At 58.7% G+C, this 19629-nt stretch carries 18 protein-coding genes, 1 rRNA gene, 1 other RNA gene and 1 pseudogene; 16 read left to right on the plus strand and 5 right to left on the minus strand.

Annotated elements, in window-relative coordinates; genetic code table 11:
- Positions 1–268: 268 nt before the first annotated feature.
- On the minus strand, positions 269–397 hold the full coding sequence (locus ACKFRX_RS03935) for a hypothetical protein (protein ID WP_255632095.1): 129 nt from the start codon (positions 395–397) through the stop codon (positions 269–271).
- A gap of 433 nt (positions 398–830) precedes the next feature.
- Between ACKFRX_RS03935 and ACKFRX_RS03940 the strand changes: the two genes are divergently transcribed.
- The 5 genes from ACKFRX_RS03940 to ACKFRX_RS03960 are packed head-to-tail and all read left to right on the plus strand — an operon-like array spanning position 831 to position 5182.
- A complete protein-coding gene (locus ACKFRX_RS03940) occupies positions 831–1700 on the plus strand; it encodes an ABC transporter substrate-binding protein (RefSeq protein ID WP_225745791.1) in 870 nt (289 codons plus the stop codon).
- Positions 1701–1729: 29 nt separating this feature from the next.
- Positions 1730–2662, plus strand: coding sequence for a FecCD family ABC transporter permease (locus ACKFRX_RS03945; protein ID WP_408928266.1), 933 nt, complete (start codon positions 1730–1732; stop codon positions 2660–2662).
- On the plus strand, positions 2652–3635 hold the full coding sequence (locus ACKFRX_RS03950; RefSeq protein ID WP_408928154.1) for a FecCD family ABC transporter permease: 984 nt from the start codon (positions 2652–2654) through the stop codon (positions 3633–3635). Before ACKFRX_RS03945 ends, ACKFRX_RS03950 begins: the two co-directional genes overlap by 11 nt.
- Positions 3636–3637: 2 nt before the next feature.
- On the plus strand, positions 3638–4450 hold the full coding sequence (locus ACKFRX_RS03955) for an ABC transporter ATP-binding protein (RefSeq protein WP_049378789.1): 813 nt from the start codon (positions 3638–3640) through the stop codon (positions 4448–4450).
- 24 nt (positions 4451–4474) lie between these two features.
- Entirely contained in the window at positions 4475–5182 is a 708-nt protein-coding gene (locus tag ACKFRX_RS03960; protein WP_239273495.1) for a kinesin, read from the plus strand.
- Positions 5183–5249: 67 nt separating this feature from the next.
- Here ACKFRX_RS03960 and ACKFRX_RS03965 read toward each other — a convergent pair whose 3' ends face one another.
- Positions 5250–5693: a DUF1990 family protein gene (locus ACKFRX_RS03965; protein WP_239273496.1), complete on the minus strand. Its 444-nt coding sequence runs from the start codon at positions 5691–5693 to the stop codon at positions 5250–5252.
- Positions 5694–5842: 149 nt separating this feature from the next.
- Between ACKFRX_RS03965 and ACKFRX_RS03970 the strand changes: the two are divergent.
- The 4 genes and pseudogenes from ACKFRX_RS03970 (at position 5843) to ACKFRX_RS03985 (ending at position 9615) form a co-directional block, all read left to right on the plus strand.
- Positions 5843–6930, plus strand: a pseudogene (locus ACKFRX_RS03970) (S1 family peptidase).
- Positions 6931–7190: 260 nt separating this feature from the next.
- Positions 7191–7436, plus strand: coding sequence for a FeoA domain-containing protein (locus tag ACKFRX_RS03975; RefSeq protein ID WP_408928155.1), 246 nt, complete (start codon positions 7191–7193; stop codon positions 7434–7436).
- The gene (gene feoB, locus ACKFRX_RS03980; RefSeq protein ID WP_408928156.1) at positions 7436–9358 is read left to right on the plus strand and encodes a ferrous iron transport protein B; all 1923 of its coding nucleotides are present in this window, start codon (positions 7436–7438) and stop codon (positions 9356–9358) included. Before ACKFRX_RS03975 ends, feoB begins: the two co-directional genes overlap by 1 nt.
- Entirely contained in the window at positions 9355–9615 is a 261-nt protein-coding gene (locus ACKFRX_RS03985) for a MarR family transcriptional regulator (protein ID WP_284811858.1), read from the plus strand. Before feoB ends, ACKFRX_RS03985 begins: the two co-directional genes overlap by 4 nt.
- Here the strand turns inward: ACKFRX_RS03985 and hisN are convergent.
- Both hisN and ACKFRX_RS03995 read right to left on the minus strand, forming a co-directional pair.
- A complete protein-coding gene (gene hisN / locus ACKFRX_RS03990) occupies positions 9612–10394 on the minus strand; it encodes a histidinol-phosphatase (RefSeq protein WP_198492690.1) in 783 nt (260 codons plus the stop codon). The genes ACKFRX_RS03985 and hisN overlap by 4 nt on opposite strands.
- Positions 10387–11223 carry an inositol monophosphatase family protein gene (locus ACKFRX_RS03995; RefSeq protein ID WP_049378796.1) on the minus strand — a complete coding sequence of 279 codons (837 nt, stop codon included), beginning with the start codon at positions 11221–11223 and terminating at the stop codon, positions 10387–10389. Before ACKFRX_RS03995 ends, hisN begins: the two co-directional genes overlap by 8 nt.
- A 60-nt stretch (positions 11224–11283) precedes the next feature.
- Here ACKFRX_RS03995 and prfB point away from each other — a divergent pair, with 60 nt between their 5' ends.
- Positions 11284–12387 (plus strand): peptide chain release factor 2, encoded by a 1104-nt coding sequence (gene prfB, locus ACKFRX_RS04000; protein ID WP_408928157.1) that lies wholly within the window; start codon positions 11284–11286, stop codon positions 12385–12387.
- Between the two features lie 83 nt (positions 12388–12470).
- On the opposite strand, the gene ACKFRX_RS04005 is transcribed toward prfB, so the two are convergent.
- Positions 12471–14090: an AbgT family transporter gene (locus ACKFRX_RS04005; RefSeq protein WP_408928158.1), complete on the minus strand. Its 1620-nt coding sequence runs from the start codon at positions 14088–14090 to the stop codon at positions 12471–12473.
- A 108-nt stretch (positions 14091–14198) separates the two neighbouring features.
- On the opposite strand from ACKFRX_RS04005, the gene ftsE reads away from it, so the two are divergent.
- The 6 genes from ftsE (at position 14199) to ACKFRX_RS04035 (ending at position 19400) form a co-directional block, all read left to right on the plus strand.
- Positions 14199–14888: a cell division ATP-binding protein FtsE gene (gene ftsE, locus ACKFRX_RS04010; protein ID WP_150851432.1), complete on the plus strand. Its 690-nt coding sequence runs from the start codon at positions 14199–14201 to the stop codon at positions 14886–14888.
- Entirely contained in the window at positions 14885–15787 is a 903-nt protein-coding gene (gene ftsX, locus ACKFRX_RS04015; RefSeq protein ID WP_150851430.1) for a permease-like cell division protein FtsX, read from the plus strand. Before ftsE ends, ftsX begins: the two co-directional genes overlap by 4 nt.
- Before the next feature lie 44 nt (positions 15788–15831).
- A complete protein-coding gene (gene smpB / locus ACKFRX_RS04020) occupies positions 15832–16335 on the plus strand; it encodes an SsrA-binding protein SmpB (protein WP_005322310.1) in 504 nt (167 codons plus the stop codon).
- Positions 16328–16684: a DUF488 domain-containing protein gene (locus ACKFRX_RS04025; RefSeq protein WP_150851431.1), complete on the plus strand. Its 357-nt coding sequence runs from the start codon at positions 16328–16330 to the stop codon at positions 16682–16684. Before smpB ends, ACKFRX_RS04025 begins: the two co-directional genes overlap by 8 nt.
- Before the next feature lie 62 nt (positions 16685–16746).
- Positions 16747–17127: a transfer-messenger RNA gene (ssrA, locus tag ACKFRX_RS04030) on the plus strand.
- A gap of 755 nt (positions 17128–17882) precedes the next feature.
- Positions 17883–19400, plus strand: a 16S ribosomal RNA gene (locus ACKFRX_RS04035).
- Positions 19401–19629: the final 229 nt, after the last annotated feature.

A 19629-nucleotide genomic window follows, 5' to 3' on the forward strand; every position in this document is an offset into this window, starting at 1 on the left:
AGCTCCACTAACTGCTCACGCTGAACTTCACTCAGCGAACTACGTGCTCTCAAAGAAAATGCTCCCCACTAGTTGTTGGCAACTGATTTCTCAGTCCAACTAATGGGGAGCAGTTCAGAATCTGGTAAGAAGGGCGGTTTCTTTGACCGCGTGAAAGACGTTGTGCGCGAGGCTCGCGATAATCTCGATGAGAAGCGCAAGTAGTTAACTACGCGTAGGCCGCTGCTTTTCCCGTAGGGGGAGAGGCAGCGGCCTTTGTGCTGTCGTGCTAGTCCAGCGCGTGCAGGTAGAACCGGCGGATGAGCAGGCGACGGGGGATATCGACAAGCGGGCGCAAGAAGGGCAGGAAGGGCTCGGAGGCGGCATCGATAAGCAGCAGCGTCCGCCCATCGCGCAATCGTATCGGCCCGATTGGGGTTCCTGAAACCCTTCCTGTTGTGGCGGATCTGAATGCTATCAAGGGTGACGAGTTCTACATTGGAGGGGAAAATTGGGCCGCAAATACGTGATTAGCCGTCAGGAATTGGAAGCTGCGGTAGATCAGAGCGTTGTAGGGATTTATGTCCCTGCTGAGTAGTGCTGGTTTTGGTCTAGGTAGTGACGTCCGATGACAGTGGTAGCAATGCATATATGAATGCTTTTCGCGTGCCTCCATCAAACGATGAACTTTTCCGGCGCCGAGGGGTTGAAGAAACAAGGGGATGCGTACGTGCACCACGCCACTGTCACTTCGGTGTCTTATGGCGCTCATAACGTGGCTATATCGTCGGTATTGGCGAGACAAGTAATCAATCCTAGACAGCAAACCCTTATTAATCTAAGGTAAAGCTATGCTAAAATATTTCACGAAAGTGCGTGTAGTTCTTGCGTTCGTATCCGCCTTAGCTGTAGGGGCAGGCCTTGTTGCGTGTTCTTCTGATTCTTCTTCTGAAGGAAACGGAGAAAAGAAGATCGAGCGAGTTGTGGCGCTTGATTGGCGCTACGAGGAAATTCTCAAGGCCCTCGATGTGGACCCAGTGGGAATCGTGGAAATCGGTAAGTCGGAGGCACCGACTACTTTGAAGGGCCAGTTAGGTCAGGCGACCTCCGTGGGCCAAGCCAAGCAGCCGAACTTGGAGGTTATCCAGTCTTTGGAACCAGATCTGATTTTGGCTAGCCCTACCCGTCAAGCTGATATCATGCCGCAGCTGGAAGAGATTGCGCAGACGGAATCCTACCCAGATGAAACTTACTCGGACGTGCTGGACTCGATGGATGAGATCGCGGCCAAACTCGGCAAAGAGGAAAAGGCTAAAGATGTCCGTCAGCGCATCGAGGACAAGATTGCTCAGACCAAGGACACGGTAAAGCCGGGGAGTCGTGCGGTCGTGGCTGGGTGGTCCAGTGAGATGCTCTATACCTGGGTCAACCCTTCCTTCCCCCAGTCGCTACTGAGTGAGGTGGGCTATAATTATGCTTTCGAAGGTGAGAAGTCATCCATCGAATCCAAGACTGATGTAGCGGAACTGACCGGCGATAAGCTCCCTGGTATGAAGGCTGACCTAGTCTTTATGTACAAGGACGTCGATGCGTTTAAAAAGACGCCCTATGCCAAGGGTAGCGGCGACATCGTAGAGGTGGACCAAGATATCTGGTCGCGCGCCCGCGGGCCGCTTTCCGCCGAGCATATGCTCGATGACATCATCGCCGCTGAAGAGTAGTGGCACCTCGAACTAAAACCAGCGCCTGCCTGGTCCTTGCAACCGCTGCCGTCGCCTTCGTGTGGTGGTGGCGGCTTCGCCATGTTCAGGTGCCAGCTGATACCCCGTGGCTGGAAGAAGAGCTGCATAGCGTGGCCTTTGACCGTCTCCTTGCCACCACGGTCGTCGGTATCGCATTAGGGGTAGGCGGGTTATTGCTGCGGACGGCAACTGCGAATCCGCTAGCCGATCCGTCCATCACTGGTGTGAACTCCGGTGCGGCACTCGGCGCAGTCGCAACAGCAATGTTTATAGGAAGCGAAACCTCGAGTGTTGACCAGTTGCCCGGTGCGCTGTTGGGTGCGGGGATTGCTGTGGGGGTGACGGTGGGCGTCGGTAAGAGCGGTGCGATCCAGCGCATGGTACTCGTTGGCGTTGCTGTTTCCGCGCTGTGTAGCGCATTGACCTCCATTTTCTTGGTAGTAGATGAAGCTCAACTGGCTACGGTGATGTCATGGCTTTCTGGTCGGCTTGCCGGTGTGCGCCTAAGCGGTATCATGCCGGCGCTGATTGCCGTGCTGGTCGTGGTTCCCTTGACCTTAGTCGGTGCAAAAACGCTGGACTTGCTCGTAGCAGGCGATGCCGTGGCTGGTGCTGTCGGCGCGAAGCCGGAGCGCATTCGGTTGGCAGCCATTGTGGCGGCGGTAGTGCTTATTGCTCCGGCCGTAGCTGCAACTGGGCCGATTGGCTTCTTGGGGTTGATGGCCGCGGCCGTAGCGTGGCGGGTGTGCGGCCCGCACCACCGCATGGGGCTGTGCGTGGCTGGAATTGTTGGAGCAGCGGTGCTTTTGGTGGCCGATTCGGTTGGCCAGGGAATCTGGGCACCGGCCGAGACCCCAGTGGGCATCGTGACTTCTTTGGCTGGCATGCCATTAGTGTTGTGGTCCGTCCATGCGCTGGGGAGGAGGAAGCATGCGGCATAAGAGATTTGTTGGGGTGCTAGTAGGTCTCATCCTGGCGTTGGCGTTGAGCGCAATCATCGGCATGGGCGTCGGTGCGGTGATGAAACCGCCGGGCGAGGTGATCACCGCCTTCGTTACCGGAGAGCCGCTCATCTGGAAGTACCGCGCGCCGCGGATCTTGGTGGGAATCTGCGCCGGTATTGCCATGGCCGTTTCTGGCTGTCTATTGCAGTCCGCGCTACGCAATCCTTTGGCCGCACCAGATACGGTGGGTATTACCTCCGGCGGCGGACTCGCGGCCGTTGCGGTACTCATGGGATCAGGCGCCCTGCCGGCCCACCTGCTGACTTTCATAGCCTTTATTGGAGCGTTGGCTGGAACTGGGCTGGTTCTTCTCCTCGCCGGGCGCGGGGCAAGCGATCCGGTGCGCCTGCCCCTTACCGGGGTGGCGGTATCTTTTGGGCTGGGCGCCATCACCGAATTGCTCCTAGTGCGGGCCGCCCCAGAGGCAGGAGCGGCCATGACATGGCTGAAAGGTTCGCTTTACGCCCGCTCGCTTGGCGATGCCACCATTGTCGCCCCCTTTATCCTTCTCGCCCTAACCGTCGCAATGGTGGTGGCAAGACACCTGGATATGCTCGTGCTGGATGATTCGACCATGGCCGGCATCGGCGTGAGCACCAAGATGTGGCGCCTAATAGCAGTAGCCCTAGCCGTCCTCCTCGGTGCCGCGGGAGTCGCCGCGGCCGGGGTCTTGGGCTTCGCCGGACTCATCGTCCCCCATGCTGCTCGCTTGGTTGTTGGCGCGAACCTGCGCCGGCAAATACCCGTGGCGGCCCTAGGCGGCGCGGTCCTTGTGACCGCATGCGATACGCTCGGTCGCTGGGCCTTCGCCCCCACGGAAATCCCCGTTGGCGCGCTCATCGCGCTGATCGGTGCACCGTATTTCATTTTCCTATTGACTCGACTGACCCGAGTGCGAAACGGAGGCTAGACATGACACTGACGTGCAGCGGATTAACCGTGGGCTACGGTGGACCCGATGTGGTCAAGGACGTAAATCTTCATTTATCCAGAGGTCAAGTAACCGCTCTGATCGGGCCGAATGGCTGTGGCAAATCGACGCTTCTCAAGACATTGGGCCGCCAACTTACGCCCAGCGCAGGCGCGGTGCACCTCGCGGACCAAAATATCAGCAAGTATTCCTCGCGTGCCTTTGCCCGTGAAGTTTCTTTTCTGCCACAACATCCCGTGGCTCCGGAAGGGGTATTAGTGCGTGACGTCATCGGTTATGGCCGATATCCCTATACAGGGGCGCTAGCGACGATGCGGGCCGGAGATCATGCAGCGGTTGAGCGTGCTGCCTCGCGTGCTGGGGTGAGCGAGCTTCTCGACGCCCCCGCGGCAGATCTTTCCGGTGGTCAGCGCCAGCGCGTCTTCCTCGCTATGACTTTGGCCCAAGAAACGCCAATTACCTTGCTTGACGAGCCGACTACTTACCTCGATCCCGCGCACCAATTGTCCATTTTGGATCTGATTCGAGATCTCAATGGCACCGGGGTCACAGTGGTCATGGTGGTCCACGATATGGTCCATGCCGCGCGTTACGCCGATAGAATCGTAGCCATGCGTGAGGGACGCATTGTGGCCGAAGGGGCCACCGAGGAGGTGATGACTGCTGAACTCGTACGCGAAACCTTCCATGTTGAGTGTTTAGAGATGACTGATCCCTCCACCGGTCGACGCTTTCCCATACCCATTTCCGTGCACGCTCCTGAATTTTCTGGAACCCTAGAAGGAAGAAGATAAATCTATTTAAAGGAGTACGTAGCAATGGCAAACGAACTAGGCCACGAGGTCGACTTGGACCGCAACGAATACAAGTACCTAGCATCTAAAGACACCGCGTCTTCGGCAGCTAAATCTGACAAGTCCTCGCAGTCCGCTGCAGCTGCAGCTGGTGCCGCAGGTGCAGCCGGCCTGTCCAAGCCGGTCGGAAAGCCGTCTGCGGACGGAGATGAGTCCACCGCAAGCAAGTATGAACCGCAGAACCACGTTGTCGCTGGAGCGGAGGAAGAACATGTGGCTAAAGCTGCCGAGCAGCCGGACCTGCAGGAGAAGCTGGATGAGAACAACGCTGACTACGCGCCGAGCCAGCACATCGTAGGTGAGGCGAAGGAAGAGCACATTGGTTCCGCCCCGCAGCAGCCAGATCTGCAGGAGAAGCTGGACGAGGATAACTCGGATTACGCGCCCAGCCAGCACATCGTAGGCGAAGCAAACGAAGAGCGTGTTGCTACTGCGCCGAACCAGGACAACGTCAACGGTCAGCAGTCCTCTGAGCGCCTGGATCAGCTAAAGGACAAGGCATCCGAGGCTGGTAGCGCCGTCGGCGATGCGTTCCAGCGCGCTAAGGGCTTCGTGGAAGACAAGGCACACGAGTACCAAGAGGAGTCCACGAAGAAGGGTGGCTTCTTTGACCGCGTCAAGGGCGCTGTGCGCGATGCACGCGAGTCCATCGAGGACAAGCGCAAGAACTAACCAGCGTTGATACTAAGCCGCTTTCCCAGGGGTTGGGGACGCGGCTTTTGTCGTATGCGCAATCCGGCTAATCGTCCAAAGCGTGGAGGTAGAGCCGGCTAATCAGGAGGCGCCGCGGCACGTCCACGACGGGGCGCAGGAAGGGGAGGAAGGGCTTTGAGGCGGCGTCGATAAGCAGCAGTGTGCGGCCATCGCGCAGGCGCTCCAGAGCGAAGGTCTCCTCGCCGCGCTCGAGGTGTCCGGGAAGGGTGCCGTAGGTGAACCCGCAGCGGCCGTCCGCGTGGAATACATCGACCACGCGGCAGCGAAAATCCCATGGGCCAAGGCCCATGGTGACCTCCGCGCCGAGCTCCACCACCTCATGGGTGGGGCGCACGCGGAAAAGGCCGCTGCGTTGTATTGACCAGCGGAAAAGCCGGTATGCGGCGGTATCAAAATCAGCGTCGATGACTCGTGACATGTGCAGCTGCGGAAAGCCAGAAGTATCGGAATAAGACAGCGGTGTGACCATGCGCCCGATGATAGGGGAGGGGTGACCACCCCCGAATTCTGGCAGAAATATAACGGCTTGGACACAGTCACAGGAGTTTGCTGCTTCCACAATTTTTTCGTGCCAGTATCGAGCTTGCACGATGTTGACAACTGAAAGTAGGTACCTTGATGCTTCGCATTCCGCACCTTAAGAAAGTCCTGGTGGGCTCGGCTTTCGCTGGTGCGTTTTCCTGGGATCCCCGGCCGCAGGCGCCCAGGAATTGCCCCAGCCGGATTTCGATTCCGCAGGGATTATTGACCAGGTCCGAGATGGCCTGGCTGGGGTAGGCATCCAAACCCCGCAGGTGGATAAGAACGTCACCGACGCCGTAGATTCCTCTGTGCGCAACGCGCAGCAAGCCGTGCAGCACACGGCCCAGCAGGCGCAGTACGCGGAGCCGATGACCAACCCGAATCCCATCGGCCTAGCGGAGCAGGCCACCCAGCCGGAGTTTAAACCGAAGGGCACCAATCCGAACTACAAGTGGAAAAATGATGGTTTTTCCAAGGTAGCCGCGGGAAAGCCGCAGGCTGATTACGTGCTGCACCGCGTGCCAGGTTCCATGTTTGATGCCCCACGCATTCCAGAAGAGTCTGTTGCAGCCATGAATCAGGGTGAGTCCCTCTATGGTCCAGGCACCCCGCTCTACGTCAATGACAAGACGATGTGCACTCTGACCGTGGCAGGCAACGATAATGCCGGTCGCAAGGTGGGTCTGACCGCCGGACACTGCGGCAATGTAGGTGACCCAGTTACTTCTGCCGATTCGGAGCAGATCGGCCCGACGGGCACCGTGGTGTCCAAGAATGAGGACTTGGACTATGCCGTTATTGAGTTTGGTTCCAAGGCAAAGGTGTCCCGTTCCTATAATGGCGTGACCGTGAATCAGTTGGGCGGTGGCGTCAAGCCAGGGCAGCAGGCCTGCAAGCAGGGCGTTGCCACCGGCAAGACCTGTGGCATTACCTATCAGCAGGCAAAGAAGATTCAGGTAAATCAAGTCTGCGCCATGATGGGTGATTCTGGTGCGCCATTGCTCGTCAATGGCCGACTCATTGGCTCCATTTCCGGTGGATTCCTGCCGGTCAATTTCCCGTGCCGTACCCCGTTGCAGGGGCCGGTGCATAACCCGACTGCTGCCACCAATATGGATGCGGTCTTGGCGGATATGAACCGCCGCGGCGGTGTAGGCGCTGGTTTTACTCTGCCACAAGACTAGCCGCGCCTAACCCTTTGCCCGCTCCCGCTGCTGCAGGGAGCGGGCGTTTTCGCTTATGACTAGTGCCGATAATCACAGTCAATCGGCCCTTGTGTGAAAAGCTTAGGCGGACTAAGGATAGCCTTATCCAGTAGCTACTTAGGTGTGGCTAATATCACCGGCATGGTCCGGTCAGAGAGAACCGAGGTAACCGCGCGATGTTGCAGCTGTCCTTATTGTCCCGCACCCGGCGCAAACCGGGGTGTGAAAAATCCGAGTGTATGCGCGCCGATCAGGCACCGGTGGACGCTTTGGTGGAACTTCCTGAGTGCTGCTTGCAGCACGCCATCGACGAGCAGCCGGCGTTGGCGCTGCGTATGCGTGAACTGGGATTCCGGCCAGGAGTGCGCGTGCAGATCGGACGCAAGGTGGCCGGCGGGGCACGCCTGGTCACCGTGGGTACCGCCCGGTACGCGGTGGATGCGGCTACGCTTGGCCAGCTGGAAGTTATCCCGGTGGCAGCATAATGGCGCGCAAGACCGCAGCGCCAAGCTGCCACTCCACCTCCTCCATGCGTATCGCCGCGGAGGGAACGCCTGTCCTCGCCTTGGTCGGGGCTCCAAATTCCGGCAAATCTACCTTGTTCAACGCGTTGACCGGAGCGAAGGTCCAGACCGGCAACTGGCCGGGTACCTCCGTAGAAGTCAGTCGTGGTTTGTGGAGCGCGCAGCCAGAGGCGTTCGACATCATCGATCTGCCCGGTGCTTATTCCTTGGATCCAATGAGCCCGGACGAGGAATTCACCCGCGATATGCTCGTTGAGTGCCCACCGTGTGAGCGCCCCGATGTGGTTGTGGTGTTGGTGGATGCTACTGCGCCGGCGCGCGGGCTGAACCTTGCCTTCCAGATCGCGGAGTACCCGTATCGGGTAGTGATTGGGGTGACCAAGGAGGACGTCGCCAAGCAGCAGGGCATAAGCATCGATACCTCCGCGCTATCGCGCGCCGTGGGCATGCCGGTGGTCAGCGTCAATGGTCGCCGCCGAGAAAAACTAGATGCGCTGGAGGGTGCCGTTGCAAAAGCAATGCAGACGGAGCCACAGACTATCCGGCCCAACGCAGAATTGGATCAACGCTTTGCGGATCTGGACGCCGCGGAAAAGGTTGCCGTTTCCAGGACGGACGTCGGCGAACCGCTTAGCCAGCGCGTGGACCGCGTGGTGCTGCACCCCGTGCTCGGCCCGATTCTATTTCTGGCGGTGATGTGGGCTGTCTTCTTCATTACCACTACGGTTGCGGGACCGCTGCAGGACGGCCTGGAGGCACTGATCACCGGTCCCGTCTCTGATGCCGTGCGCAGCCTCCTCCCAGACCACTGGTTGGTCTCGGGATTGCTGGTAGATGGCCTTATTGGGGGTGTGGGCATGGTGCTGACCTTTGCCCCGCTGCTGGCCCTGATGTTCCTGTGTCTAGCCGTGCTGGAGGATTCCGGTTATATGGCGCGCGCGGCCGTGGTCACTGACCGAGTTATGCGCGCCATTGGCCTACCAGGCAAGGCCTTTATCCCCATCGTGGTGGGCTATGGCTGCAATGTTCCGGCGATTTCGGCGACACGCGTGCTTGGCGACGTCCGCCATCGCATCCTCACCTGCCTCCTTATTCCTTTCACTTCCTGTTCGGCCCGGCTCATCGTGTTCATGATGCTGGCGCAGGTGTTTTTCCCCGCTCATGCTGGTTCCGCGGTATTCGCCATGTACGTGCTGTCTATCGCGCTGGTGGTGTTGGTAGGCCTCGCCTTGCGCCGCACGGTGTGGCGCGCCATGCCGGCCGAAGCCCTAGTTATCGATCTTCCGGCCTATCAGCTGCCCACCTTTGGCCTCACTCTGTCGGTGATGTGGGTGCGTCTGAAAGGCTTCTTGCATACCGCCGGCGGCATCATCGTAGCCACCGTGGTGGTCATCTGGTTGCTCATGTCCATTCCGGTTACCGGTGGGCACTCTTTCAACGAGGGTGCGGTACCGCCGGAGGATTCCGCCTATGGTGCGGTCTCAAAGGTGATGTCCCCGGTCTTTGCCCCGGCTGGCTTTGATTCTTGGTCACTGACAGGCCCGTTGGTCACCGGATTCGTGGCCAAGGAGACTCTCATTTCTACCTGGGCGCAAACCTATGCGGTAGAAGACGTCACTGATGATGCCCCAGAAGAGCAAGCAGAATCCCCACTAGCGAGCCATATCCGCGCTGATTTTGATGCAGCCTCTGGCGGGCATGGGCTCGCGGCGGTATGGGCGTATATGGTCTTCCTCTTGGCCTATACCCCGTGCGTGGCCACGGTAGCCGCGCAGCGGCGGGAAATAGGCTGGAAATGGACGCTTATCGGTTTCGCCCTTCAGCTCGCCACCGCCTGGATCCTCGCGGTGGGAGTATTCCAGGTCCTCAAGGTCTTCCTATGAGCCCCACGGAGAAGGTTAAGGAGGCCATTAAACAGGGAAAATCCAACCCCGCCGAGATCGCGAAAGCTACCGGGCTGGGGCAGGGGACCATCGAAGTGATCCTCGCCCATCTCGAGCGCAGTGCGGAGCTGGTGCGCGAATCGCTCACCTCGTGCCCCACGGGCGGCTGCGGCAGTTGCGCGCAGGCGGGTGGTTGCTCGGGTGCGGTTTCCGAGCGCCGCGGCCCAGTTCTGCTCCAGCTGCGGAGAAATTCCTAGCCTTGCAGCGCGGCTAGGGCGTGCTTGTGGAGCAGGCCGTTGGAGGCGACGCCGGATCCACCGTGCGGGCCGGGGTTTCCGTCCAGATCCGTGAAAGTGCCGCCGGCCTCGGTCACGATGAGGGAGGGCGCGGCGAGGTCCCACAAGGACACCTCGGGTTCGGCGGCGATGTCTACCGCGCCTTCGGCCACGAGGCAGTAGGACCAGAAATCACCATAGCCGCGCAGGCGCCAGGTCTTATCCGTGAGTGCGAGGAACTGATCGCGCAGGCCGCGCTCGGCCCATCCGGTTAGCGAGCTCATGGCCAGCGAAGAATCGGCGAGCTTTTCCACGTGGGATACGCCCAGGCGCTTCGGCTCGCCGCCGAAAACGCGGAAGGCACCAGCGCCCTTGGCGGCGTACCAACGGCGGCGCAGGGCGGGTGCGGAAACTACCGAGACTACTGGTTCGCCATCTTCCAAAAGGGAGATGAGCGTGGCCCATACGGGGACGCCACGCACGAAGTTCTTGGTGCCGTCGATGGGATCGATGACCCACTGGCGGCCCTTATAGCAGGCCTCGCCGCCGTATTCTTCACCCAGCACTTCATCGCGCGGGCGGGAGCGCTTGAGGGATTCGCGGATTTGCTTCTCACAGGTGAGGTCCGCATCCGATACGGGGGACATATCTGGCTTTTCCTTGACGGAAAGGTCCGAGGCCTCGAAACGATGCATGGTCACTACATCGGCATGGCCCGCCAGCTCGAGTGCGAGGCCCAAGTCTTCTTTGAACTTACCCACGGAGCCAATCCTCCATCTGATCCACTACCTGTTTATTGCCAGCGAGGCACCATTCGACGCCGCCGGCTTCTACCTTGCGGGCAGCACCACCGGCTGCCTCCACGAGGGCTTTGCCGGGGAACCAATCCCAATCCGCCACCGAATGCTGCATCCATGCGCCCCATGTGCCATCGGCCACGGAGGACAGGTCAACAGAACCGGCACCGAGCATACGGACTGTAGCAAAGTTTTCCGCCACGCGCTGCCATGCCCCGCGGATATCCTCATCCGCCAGCGAGGTTGGGTGCAGGTACGTGGATAGTGAAATCTGCTCGGCCGGCTTCTCCTGCAGGCGAGCTACTTCCTTGCCGTCGAGGGAAGTGGGGTAGTCCCGTCCGCCGAACCAGGTGTACCCCATGGCGGGGCGGTGGACGGCGCCGAGGGTGATCCCCGTGGCGTCGGTAAGCGCCAAGGCAGAGCACCAATAATCGGAACCGGAGGAGAAATTGTAGGTGCCATCAACTGGGTCGATGACCCAGGTGCGCCCGGACTGGGACTCGCGGGCCGCACCCTCTTCGCCGAGGATGCCGTCTTCCGGGCGCACGGCTTCGAGCACGCCCGCGACGAAGCGCTCGGCCGCCCTGTCCGCATCCGTAACAACGTCCGAGATAGAAGTCTTGTGCTCTACGTCGACGCCCATTTCACGCAAGCGCCAGGCCAGGCGGCCGGCGTTATAGACAAGGGCCTGCGCTAGGTGCGCATCCCCGTCATCCGCGTGCGCGACAATGAAGGTCTTGATGACCGCATCGATCATCTCCTGCAAGCTCGGCTTTTGATCCATGCCCACCATTGTCACCCTAAACGCGGCCGATGGCTAATTATGCCGGCCGGGTGGGTAGGATTGGGGCCTATGCGTCCCGAAGTAACAGCACGGCTCAAGCAATTGGAAACCACCCTGACCACCATCGAGAAGGTCATGGACCCGGAGGCTTTGGCTGCCCGCATTCGGGAATTAGAGGCCCAGGCCGGCGACCCGTCCTTGTGGGACGACCCCGCCCACGCGCAACAGGTCACCTCCGAGCTTTCCGCAGCGCAGGCTAAGGTCCGCAAGCTGGGATCGCTGCGCGGGCGCCTGGAGGATATGCCCGTGATGTACGAACTCGCGGAAGAAGAGGGGGATACCTCCCTGGCGGATGATGAGCTCGATTCCCTGGAATCTGCTATCGAATCGCTGGAGGTCACCACCATGCTTTCTGGTGAGTATGATCCGCGCGAGGCGGTTATCAATATCCGCTCTGGCGCGGGCGGTGTGGACGCGGCCGACTGGGCCGAGATGCTCATGCGCATGTACACGCGGTGGGCGGAAAAGCACGGTCATAAGGTGGATGTCTATGACATCTCCTATGCGGAAGAAGCAGGCATCAAGTCTGCGACCTTTGTGGTCCACGGTGAATACATGTACGGCCAGCTCTCCGTGGAGCAGGGTGCGCACCGCCTAGTGCGCATCTCGCCCTTTGATAACCAGGGGCGGCGCCAGACCTCCTTCGCCGAGGTGGAAGTCCTGCCGGTGGTGGAGCAGACCGACCACATCGATATCCCGGATAATGATGTGCGCGTCGATGTCTATCGGTCTTCTGGTCCGGGCGGGCAATCCGTCAATACCACCGACTCTGCGGTGCGCCTGACCCACATTCCCACCGGCATTGTGGTGACCTGCCAGAACGAAAAGTCGCAGATTCAAAATAAGGCCTCGGCCATGCGCGTGCTGCAGGCGAAGCTGCTGGAGCGCAAGCGCCAGGAGGAACAAGCTGAGCTCGATGCGTTGGGCGCCGGTGGCAATGCCTCCTGGGGCAATCAGATGCGCTCCTACGTGCTGCACCCGTATCAGATGGTCAAAGACCTGCGCACCAATTTTGAGGTGGGCGATCCCTCCAAGGTGCTCGATGGCGATATCGATGGCTTCCTGGAATCCGGTATCCGTTGGCGCATGCAGCAACAAGAAGACCAAGCTTAGGTCCATACTGATCGGGCTGAATTGAACGCAAAAAGGCCGAACTGAGGGGAGAAAATCCTCAGTTCGGCCTGATCTCTATGGACCTAACCCACGTAGTCCATCGGTGCGCCCGGTCCCAGCGGGATGCCGATGAGATACCAAATGACAAAGAAGACGAACCAACCCACGATCATGCACAGAGAGTAAGGCAGGGCGAGCGACATCAAGGTACCCACACCCGCGTGCTTGTAGTAGCGCTGCAAGAAGGTCAACGCCAGCGCGAAGTAGGGCGACATTGGGGTGATGATATTGGTTGGGGAGTCACCAATACGGAAGAGCATCTGGGAGACTTCGGGGGAGACGCCCACATACATCATCATCGGTACGATGACCGGGGCCATCAGCGCCCACTGGGCGGAACCGGAGGTGATGAAGAGGTTAAGCAGTGCGACCATGGCCACCAGTGCCGCAAACATGACTAGCGGTGGCAAGGACCAGTGTTGGAGCAGTTCGGAACCCTTGATGGCGGTCCATACGCCGAGGTTGGACCATTCGAACCAGGCGAGGAACTGTGCCACCGCGAAGAAGAGGACCAGCATGGGGACAAGGGTCTCGATGCCCTTGGCCATAAACTCCGGTACATCAGCAAAAGACTTCACGGTGCCTGCCGCCAAGCCGTAGACGATGCCGCACACCAAGAAAGCCAGGGCAATCGGCACCGCGATGGCGCTAATGAGCGGCGACTCCATGAAGCTATCCCCTTGGCTTGCCAGCGGGGAGCCAGGGATAAATAGGAGTGCAAAGAAGGCGGCAAGGAAGAGCAAGAGTGCGATGCCGGAAGCAATCAAACCGCGCTGCTCGTTGGGCTTGATGCGCATCGCTTCTTCATCGTCGGTGAAGTCGTACTCTTCATCCTCCTCTGCATTCGCGCCGGCCCCACCGGCGGCCTTGGAAAAAGACACCTCTTCATAGTTGATGTGATCGTGGTCCACCAGCTCGCGAGCCTTTTTGACCATGAGGAATTCCGTGACCGCGGTAATGATGAGCGAGAGCACGATGGCGGATGGGATGACAAAGAAGATATTGGCCAGCGGGCTGACCTCATATTCGGGGTCCACAAACTGTGCAGCCGGGGTAGAAATACCCGCCAGCAGGAGGTCGGTGATATTGAGAATCAGCGAGGCATTAAAGCCGGCTGACGATGCCGCAAAGGCCACCATCGCGCCCACGATGGGGGAGCGGCCCACGGCGTGGAAGGCCATTGCGCCCAGCGGGATCAGGATGACGTAGATGGCGTCAGAGGCCACGGAGCCGGTCACGCCGGCCAAGGCGACAACGAAGGTCAGCATTTTGGCGCTGACCTTGGTGACCATCGCGCGCACCAAAGCGGAAAGCAGGCCAGACTGCTCCGCCACGGCCACGCCGAGCATCACGGCAAGGATGACGCCGAGCGGCGGGAAGCTGGTGAAGTTCTCCACGGCGTCGGTGACCATGCGCGAGATTTTCTCGGTGGTCAGCAGGGATTCTACTTCGATGGTTTCGCCGGTCTTGGGGTCTTCGGCGGTCATGCCAATGAGGTGCCCCAGCCACGAGGTCACAGCGACGATGGCTGCGAGGATGACGAAGAGCCAGAATGGATCCGGCAGCTTATTGCCAATCTTTTCCACAGCGCCCAGGAAGCCGCTTGCAGAACGTGGTTTTTCTTTAGTTTCGGTTTCGGCCATTGTATCGGCACTTTCTGTCGATCGGTCGGAACAAATTAGTGTCTTAGACCACATTACTTAAATACAGTTCACAGCGTGGTGTCAACTTTAGTTGCTACAGTGATTCGCGTGATTAGATTCGACAACGTGACTAAGGCCTACTCCGCCGAGTCTCGCCCAGCGCTCGACGGGGTGTCCTTCGAGATTGCGGATGGCGAGTTCGCCTTCCTCATCGGCCCGTCCGGCTCCGGTAAGTCCACCTTCCTGGAGCTCATGGTGCGCTATAGCAACGTGACCAAGGGCGATATTTATTTCGATGATTTCCACGTCAACGAGCTTTCGGGCAAGCAGATCAACGCGCTGCGCCAGTCCATTGGTTATGTATTCCAGGACTTTCGCCTGCTTCCCAAGCTGACGGTGTATCAAAACGTGGCCTTTGCACTGGAGGTTATTGGCAAGAGCAAGTACCGCATCTCCACCTCGGTCCCGCAGGTTTTGGATCTGGTGGGCCTAGAGGATCGCCGCGATGCGTATCCGCACGAGCTTTCCGGCGGCGAGCAGCAGCGCGTGGCCATTGCGCGCGCCGTGGTCAATCGGCCGAAGCTGCTGCTTGCCGACGAACCCACGGGCAACCTCGATCCCTCCACCGCCGACGAGATCATGGACTTGCTGCTGGGCATCAACCGCCGTGGCACCACCGTGGTGATGTCCACCCACAATGCCCGCGCCGTCAATAGGGCACGCAAACGCGTACTGGAGCTGCGCAATGGAGTCCTCGTGCGCGACGAGCACGAGGCGATGTACGAGGGGGAAGCATGAAGCTAGGATTTATTTTCCGCGAGGCCACCAAGGGCCTTGGCCGCAACCTGACCATGACCATCGCCATGATCATCACCACCGCTATTGCGGTAGGCCTCGTTGTTGCCGGCATCATGGTGACCAACCTGACCAAGGACACCAAGGAGATCTACCTCGACCGCGTCGAGGTCATGGTCCAGCTCAATGAGGACATCTCCGCCGGCGACCCGGACTGCTTAACCCCGGCCTGCGCGGATCTCCAGGGCCAGCTCGACGCGGATGATTCCGTGGAGTCCGTGGAATACCGCAACCGTGCGGAATCCTATGAGCGGTTCAAGGAGCTTTTCCAAGACACCGACCCCGTCATGGTGGAACAAACCTCGCCCGACGCACTGCCGGCAGCGTTCCACGTGCGCTTGAAGGATCCAGAAGACGCTTCTGCGATCGATGCGATTAGGGATAACCCGGCGGTAGAGGACGTCGTCGACCAGCAGCAAGAAGTGCGCGATGCCGCAAGCAACCTGGATGCTATCCGCAATGCCACCTTTGTGCTGGCCATCGTGATGTCCGTGGCAGCCATCTTCTTGGTCGCCAACATGGTGCAGATCGCCGCGTTCCACCGCACCCGCGAAACGGAAATCATGCGCATGGTGGGCGCGAGCCGGTGGATGACGCAGGCGCCGTTCGTGGTGGAAGCAGTGCTGGCCTCGTTCATCGGCGTGGTCTTGGGTGGCGCCGGGATTTTCCTGGGCAAATCCCAAGTGGTGGACCCATCCCTGCAAGGGCTGTATGAATCCCAGCTGCTCGCCCCCATGAAGTCTGGCGACCTCTGGATTGCCCTGCCTCTCGTGGGCTTGCTGGCGCTGGTGGTCACCGCCGTCACAGCACATATCGCCCTGCGGTCCTATGTGCGCAAATAGCCCGTTTGCCGGGCCGGCTAAAAGGGCACTACACTGCCATAATTATGGCTAAGAAGGGCAAGAAGAATAAGAAGGCGGCGTCCGGCGAAGCAACGCTCGCTACCAACCGCCGGGCCCGGCATGACTACAAGATCCTCGAGGAATACGAGTGCGGCATCGTCCTGCTCGGCACCGAGATCAAATCCCTGCGGGAGGGAAAAATCTCGCTCAATGATGCCTTCGCCACCATCGATGATGGCGAGGTGTACCTGCGTAACCTGCATATTCCGGAGTATTCCATGGGCTCGTGGACGAACCACAGCCCGCGGCGCACCCGCAAGCTTTTGCTGCACCGCCGCGAGATCGACAAGCTTTACGGGCAGGTGCGCAACGGCAATAAGACCTTGGTCCCGCTCAAGGTCTACCTCAAGAATGGCTACGCGAAGCTTTCGCTCGCGCTGGCCCAAGGTAAGCAGGACTACGACAAGCGAGAGGATATTAAGCGCCGCGACCAAGACCGTGAAATCTCCCGCGAGCTCGGCCGCCGCGTAAAGGGGATCAATGTTTAAGACGGCGAAGGTTCACGACGTAGTCAAGGGCGAGGACACTATCGAAGGCACTGGGGTGCTGGTGGATCGGATGTGGCCCCGGGGCGTCGCCAAGAGCGACCTAGCCTACGACGAGTGGTTCAAGGACGTCGCGCCGAGCCCCGAGCTGCGCAAGTGGTGGAACCACGACGAGGATCGCTTCGACGAGTTTGCCCGCCGCTACAAGGCCGAGCTCGATAACAATGACTCCGACGAGCTCGCCCAGCTGCGTGCGCTTGCCGACGCCACCCTCCTCTTCGCCGCCGCCAACCGCACGGTCAACCATGCGGTGGTCCTCAAGGAGTGGTTAGAGGAGCACTTGAGGAAATAAAAGCGGGTGGGGTAGTGTTGAACGAACCGTAGGGAAGATGCACTATCCCGTCCCTACAGCATGGGGTTGATTTGGTTTCGACTTCGTGCACTGCGCCAGGGGAAGCGTGCCGGTGCAGGCTAACGACCACCGTATAAGCGTCGTAGCAACCAATAAACGCAGAGAAGAACTCTCAGCGTGACTACGCCCTCGCTGCCTAATTACAGCGACGCGTGTCTGTCAGCCTAGGTTTCGTTCCTGACCTAGAACCTGGCATCGACTAAGGAACTAGCCGGCTGGCCGGGTCATCAGGACCAGTCGGGACTCTTACTGGTGACTGGGCCCATCATCCGGACGTGTTCGCCCGATCCGGAGGGCCGAGCAGAGATTCTGTGCGGACTGCGCACGGAGAAGCCCTGGCAAGGTGACGAAGGACCCGGGTTCAATTCCCGGCAGCTCCACCGGTAGGCCCCCGAGAAATCGGGGGCCTTTTCCATGCAATGGCTTTTAGATCTGCGAACCCTCTCCTGCGGCACTGAGAGGAGGCAGTCTCGCAGTGGAGTTGGGGGCTTTCTATATAGCTTAAGTTGCCCACCGAATCCTGCCTTCGGGCGCGGAGTTGCTCTGGCATGTGGTGCGGGAAATCCGGACTGTGCTGGGGATTTGTCATTGTTGGTGGGGTTGGACTACATTAATCCAAGTCGCCGCGAGGTAGCCGGTTGGTTACTTTTGAGCGAATTTCGTACGGACTTTGTTCAAGGATTTGACAGGGTTCATTGAGTTGAGTAAGTTTGTACGAGCCGCCAACGAGAGGTTAACGGAAAGTTAATTTTCTTGTTGTGTGGTGATGATGTTTGAGAACTCAATAGTGTGCCAATGTACTTTTTATTTTTTGTGTGCATGGTTGTGTGTTGATTGGTTTGTCTGCCAATAGACCTAGGTGGTTTGTTGGTTGGTGTGTGCCGGTTGGGTATGTGAAACGCGTACCTTTTTGAATGCTGTTTGGTGTTTCGGCTGCATTGAGATGGATTGGTTGGCATGTGATTGTGTTCAACTTTTTTGGTTTCCTTATTTTTGACCCCGTCGGGTTGAGGGAACTGTATTTTTTCTTTGTAGTAATTTTTTGGACGCCAGCACAGGCTTTTGTGGTTTGTGGTGGTTTGTTCTTTTGTTGGGTTTCGGGCTTTTCACGGCCTGTTTCGGATTTGTTCTGAAATTTTTTGTGGAGAGTTTGATCCTGGCTCAGGACGAACGCTGGCGGCGTGCTTAACACATGCAAGTCGAACGGAAAGGCCCTGCTTGCAGGGTACTCGAGTGGCGAACGGGTGAGTAACACGTGGGTGATCTGCCCTGCACTTCGGGATAAGCCTGGGAAACTGGGTCTAATACCGGATAGGAGCCATTTTTAGTGTGATGGTTGGAAAGTTTTTTCGGTGTAGGATGAGCTCGCGGCCTATCAGCTTGTTGGTGGGGTAATGGCCTACCAAGGCGGCGACGGGTAGCCGGCCTGAGAGGGTGGACGGCCACATTGGGACTGAGATACGGCCCAGACTCCTACGGGAGGCAGCAGTGGGGAATATTGCACAATGGGCGCAAGCCTGATGCAGCGACGCCGCGTGGGGGATGACGGCCTTCGGGTTGTAAACTCCTTTCGCTAGGGACGAAGCTTTTTGTGACGGTACCTAGATAAGAAGCACCGGCTAACTACGTGCCAGCAGCCGCGGTAATACGTAGGGTGCGAGCGTTGTCCGGAATTACTGGGCGTAAAGGGCTCGTAGGTGGTTTGTCGCGTCGTCTGTGAAATTCCGGGGCTTAACTCCGGGCGTGCAGGCGATACGGGCATAACTTGAGTACTGTAGGGGTAACTGGAATTCCTGGTGTAGCGGTGAAATGCGCAGATATCAGGAGGAACACCGATGGCGAAGGCAGGTTACTGGGCAGTTACTGACGCTGAGGAGCGAAAGCATGGGTAGCGAACAGGATTAGATACCCTGGTAGTCCATGCCGTAAACGGTGGGCGCTAGGTGTGAGGGTCTTTTCACGACTTTCGTGCCGTAGCTAACGCATTAAGCGCCCCGCCTGGGGAGTACGGCCGCAAGGCTAAAACTCAAAGGAATTGACGGGGGCCCGCACAAGCGGCGGAGCATGTGGATTAATTCGATGCAACGCGAAGAACCTTACCTGGGCTTGACATACACCGGATCGGGCTAGAGATAGTCTTTCCCTTTGTGGCTGGTGTACAGGTGGTGCATGGTTGTCGTCAGCTCGTGTCGTGAGATGTTGGGTTAAGTCCCGCAACGAGCGCAACCCTTGTCTTATGTTGCCAGCATTTGGTTGGGGACTCATGAGAGACTGCCGGGGTCAACTCGGAGGAAGGTGGGGATGACGTCAAATCATCATGCCCCTTATGTCCAGGGCTTCACACATGCTACAATGGTCGGTACAACGCGCAGCGACACTGTGAGGTGGAGCGAATCGCTGAAAGCCGGCCTTAGTTCGGATTGGGGTCTGCAACTCGACCCCATGAAGTCGGAGTCGCTAGTAATCGCAGATCAGCAATGCTGCGGTGAATACGTTCCCGGGCCTTGTACACACCGCCCGTCACGTCATGAAAGTTGGTAACACCCGAAGCCGGTGGCCCAAACTTGTTAGGGAGCCGTCGAAGGTGGGATCGGCGATTGGGACGAAGTCGTAACAAGGTACCCGTACCGGAAGGTGCGGGTGGATCACCTCCTTTCTAAGGAGCTTTTATTTTGATTGGGTGCAGTTGCACCCTTGGTTGGTTGAGTATGCGAGTGTCATGCTGCCAACCCTTTTGTTTAGTAAAAATTGTCCGGGTGGAACACACACCTGATAAGACAAGGCCAAGTGTTTGAATGGCGCTTTGTGATACATAAGCCGTGCACAGTTTAAAAAAGTAAGTTGTTTGTATGTTGGTGCATTGTTGGGTGTCTGGGGCATTATCC

The organism is Corynebacterium tuberculostearicum (assembly GCF_046097465.1).
In the GTDB taxonomy this organism is placed as follows: domain Bacteria; phylum Actinomycetota; class Actinomycetes; order Mycobacteriales; family Mycobacteriaceae; genus Corynebacterium; species Corynebacterium tuberculostearicum_I.

What these genes read in the sequence shown, in the direction of transcription:
- smpB (WP_005322310.1), top strand. Translation starts at nt 15,832, where the DNA reads ATGGCTAAGAAGGGCAAGAAGAATAAGAAGGCGGCGTCCGGCGAAGCA.
- ACKFRX_RS04025 (WP_150851431.1), top strand. Translation starts at nt 16,328, where the DNA reads ATGTTTAAGACGGCGAAGGTTCACGACGTAGTCAAGGGCGAGGACACT.
- ACKFRX_RS03975 (WP_408928155.1), top strand. Translation starts at nt 7,191, where the DNA reads ATGCGCGCCGATCAGGCACCGGTGGACGCTTTGGTGGAACTTCCTGAG.
- ACKFRX_RS03985 (WP_284811858.1), top strand. Translation starts at nt 9,355, where the DNA reads ATGAGCCCCACGGAGAAGGTTAAGGAGGCCATTAAACAGGGAAAATCC.
- ACKFRX_RS03950 (WP_408928154.1), top strand. Translation starts at nt 2,652, where the DNA reads ATGCGGCATAAGAGATTTGTTGGGGTGCTAGTAGGTCTCATCCTGGCG.
- ACKFRX_RS04005 (WP_408928158.1), bottom strand. Translation starts at nt 14,090, where the DNA reads ATGGCCGAAACCGAAACTAAAGAAAAACCACGTTCTGCAAGCGGCTTC.
- ACKFRX_RS03940 (WP_225745791.1), top strand. Translation starts at nt 831, where the DNA reads ATGCTAAAATATTTCACGAAAGTGCGTGTAGTTCTTGCGTTCGTATCC.
- feoB (WP_408928156.1), top strand. Translation starts at nt 7,436, where the DNA reads ATGGCGCGCAAGACCGCAGCGCCAAGCTGCCACTCCACCTCCTCCATG.
- ACKFRX_RS03995 (WP_049378796.1), bottom strand. Translation starts at nt 11,223, where the DNA reads ATGGTGGGCATGGATCAAAAGCCGAGCTTGCAGGAGATGATCGATGCG.
- ACKFRX_RS03965 (WP_239273496.1), bottom strand. Translation starts at nt 5,693, where the DNA reads ATGGTCACACCGCTGTCTTATTCCGATACTTCTGGCTTTCCGCAGCTG.
- prfB (WP_408928157.1), top strand. Translation starts at nt 11,284, where the DNA reads ATGCGTCCCGAAGTAACAGCACGGCTCAAGCAATTGGAAACCACCCTG.
- ACKFRX_RS03955 (WP_049378789.1), top strand. Translation starts at nt 3,638, where the DNA reads ATGACACTGACGTGCAGCGGATTAACCGTGGGCTACGGTGGACCCGAT.
- ftsX (WP_150851430.1), top strand. Translation starts at nt 14,885, where the DNA reads ATGAAGCTAGGATTTATTTTCCGCGAGGCCACCAAGGGCCTTGGCCGC.
- ACKFRX_RS03960 (WP_239273495.1), top strand. Translation starts at nt 4,475, where the DNA reads ATGGCAAACGAACTAGGCCACGAGGTCGACTTGGACCGCAACGAATAC.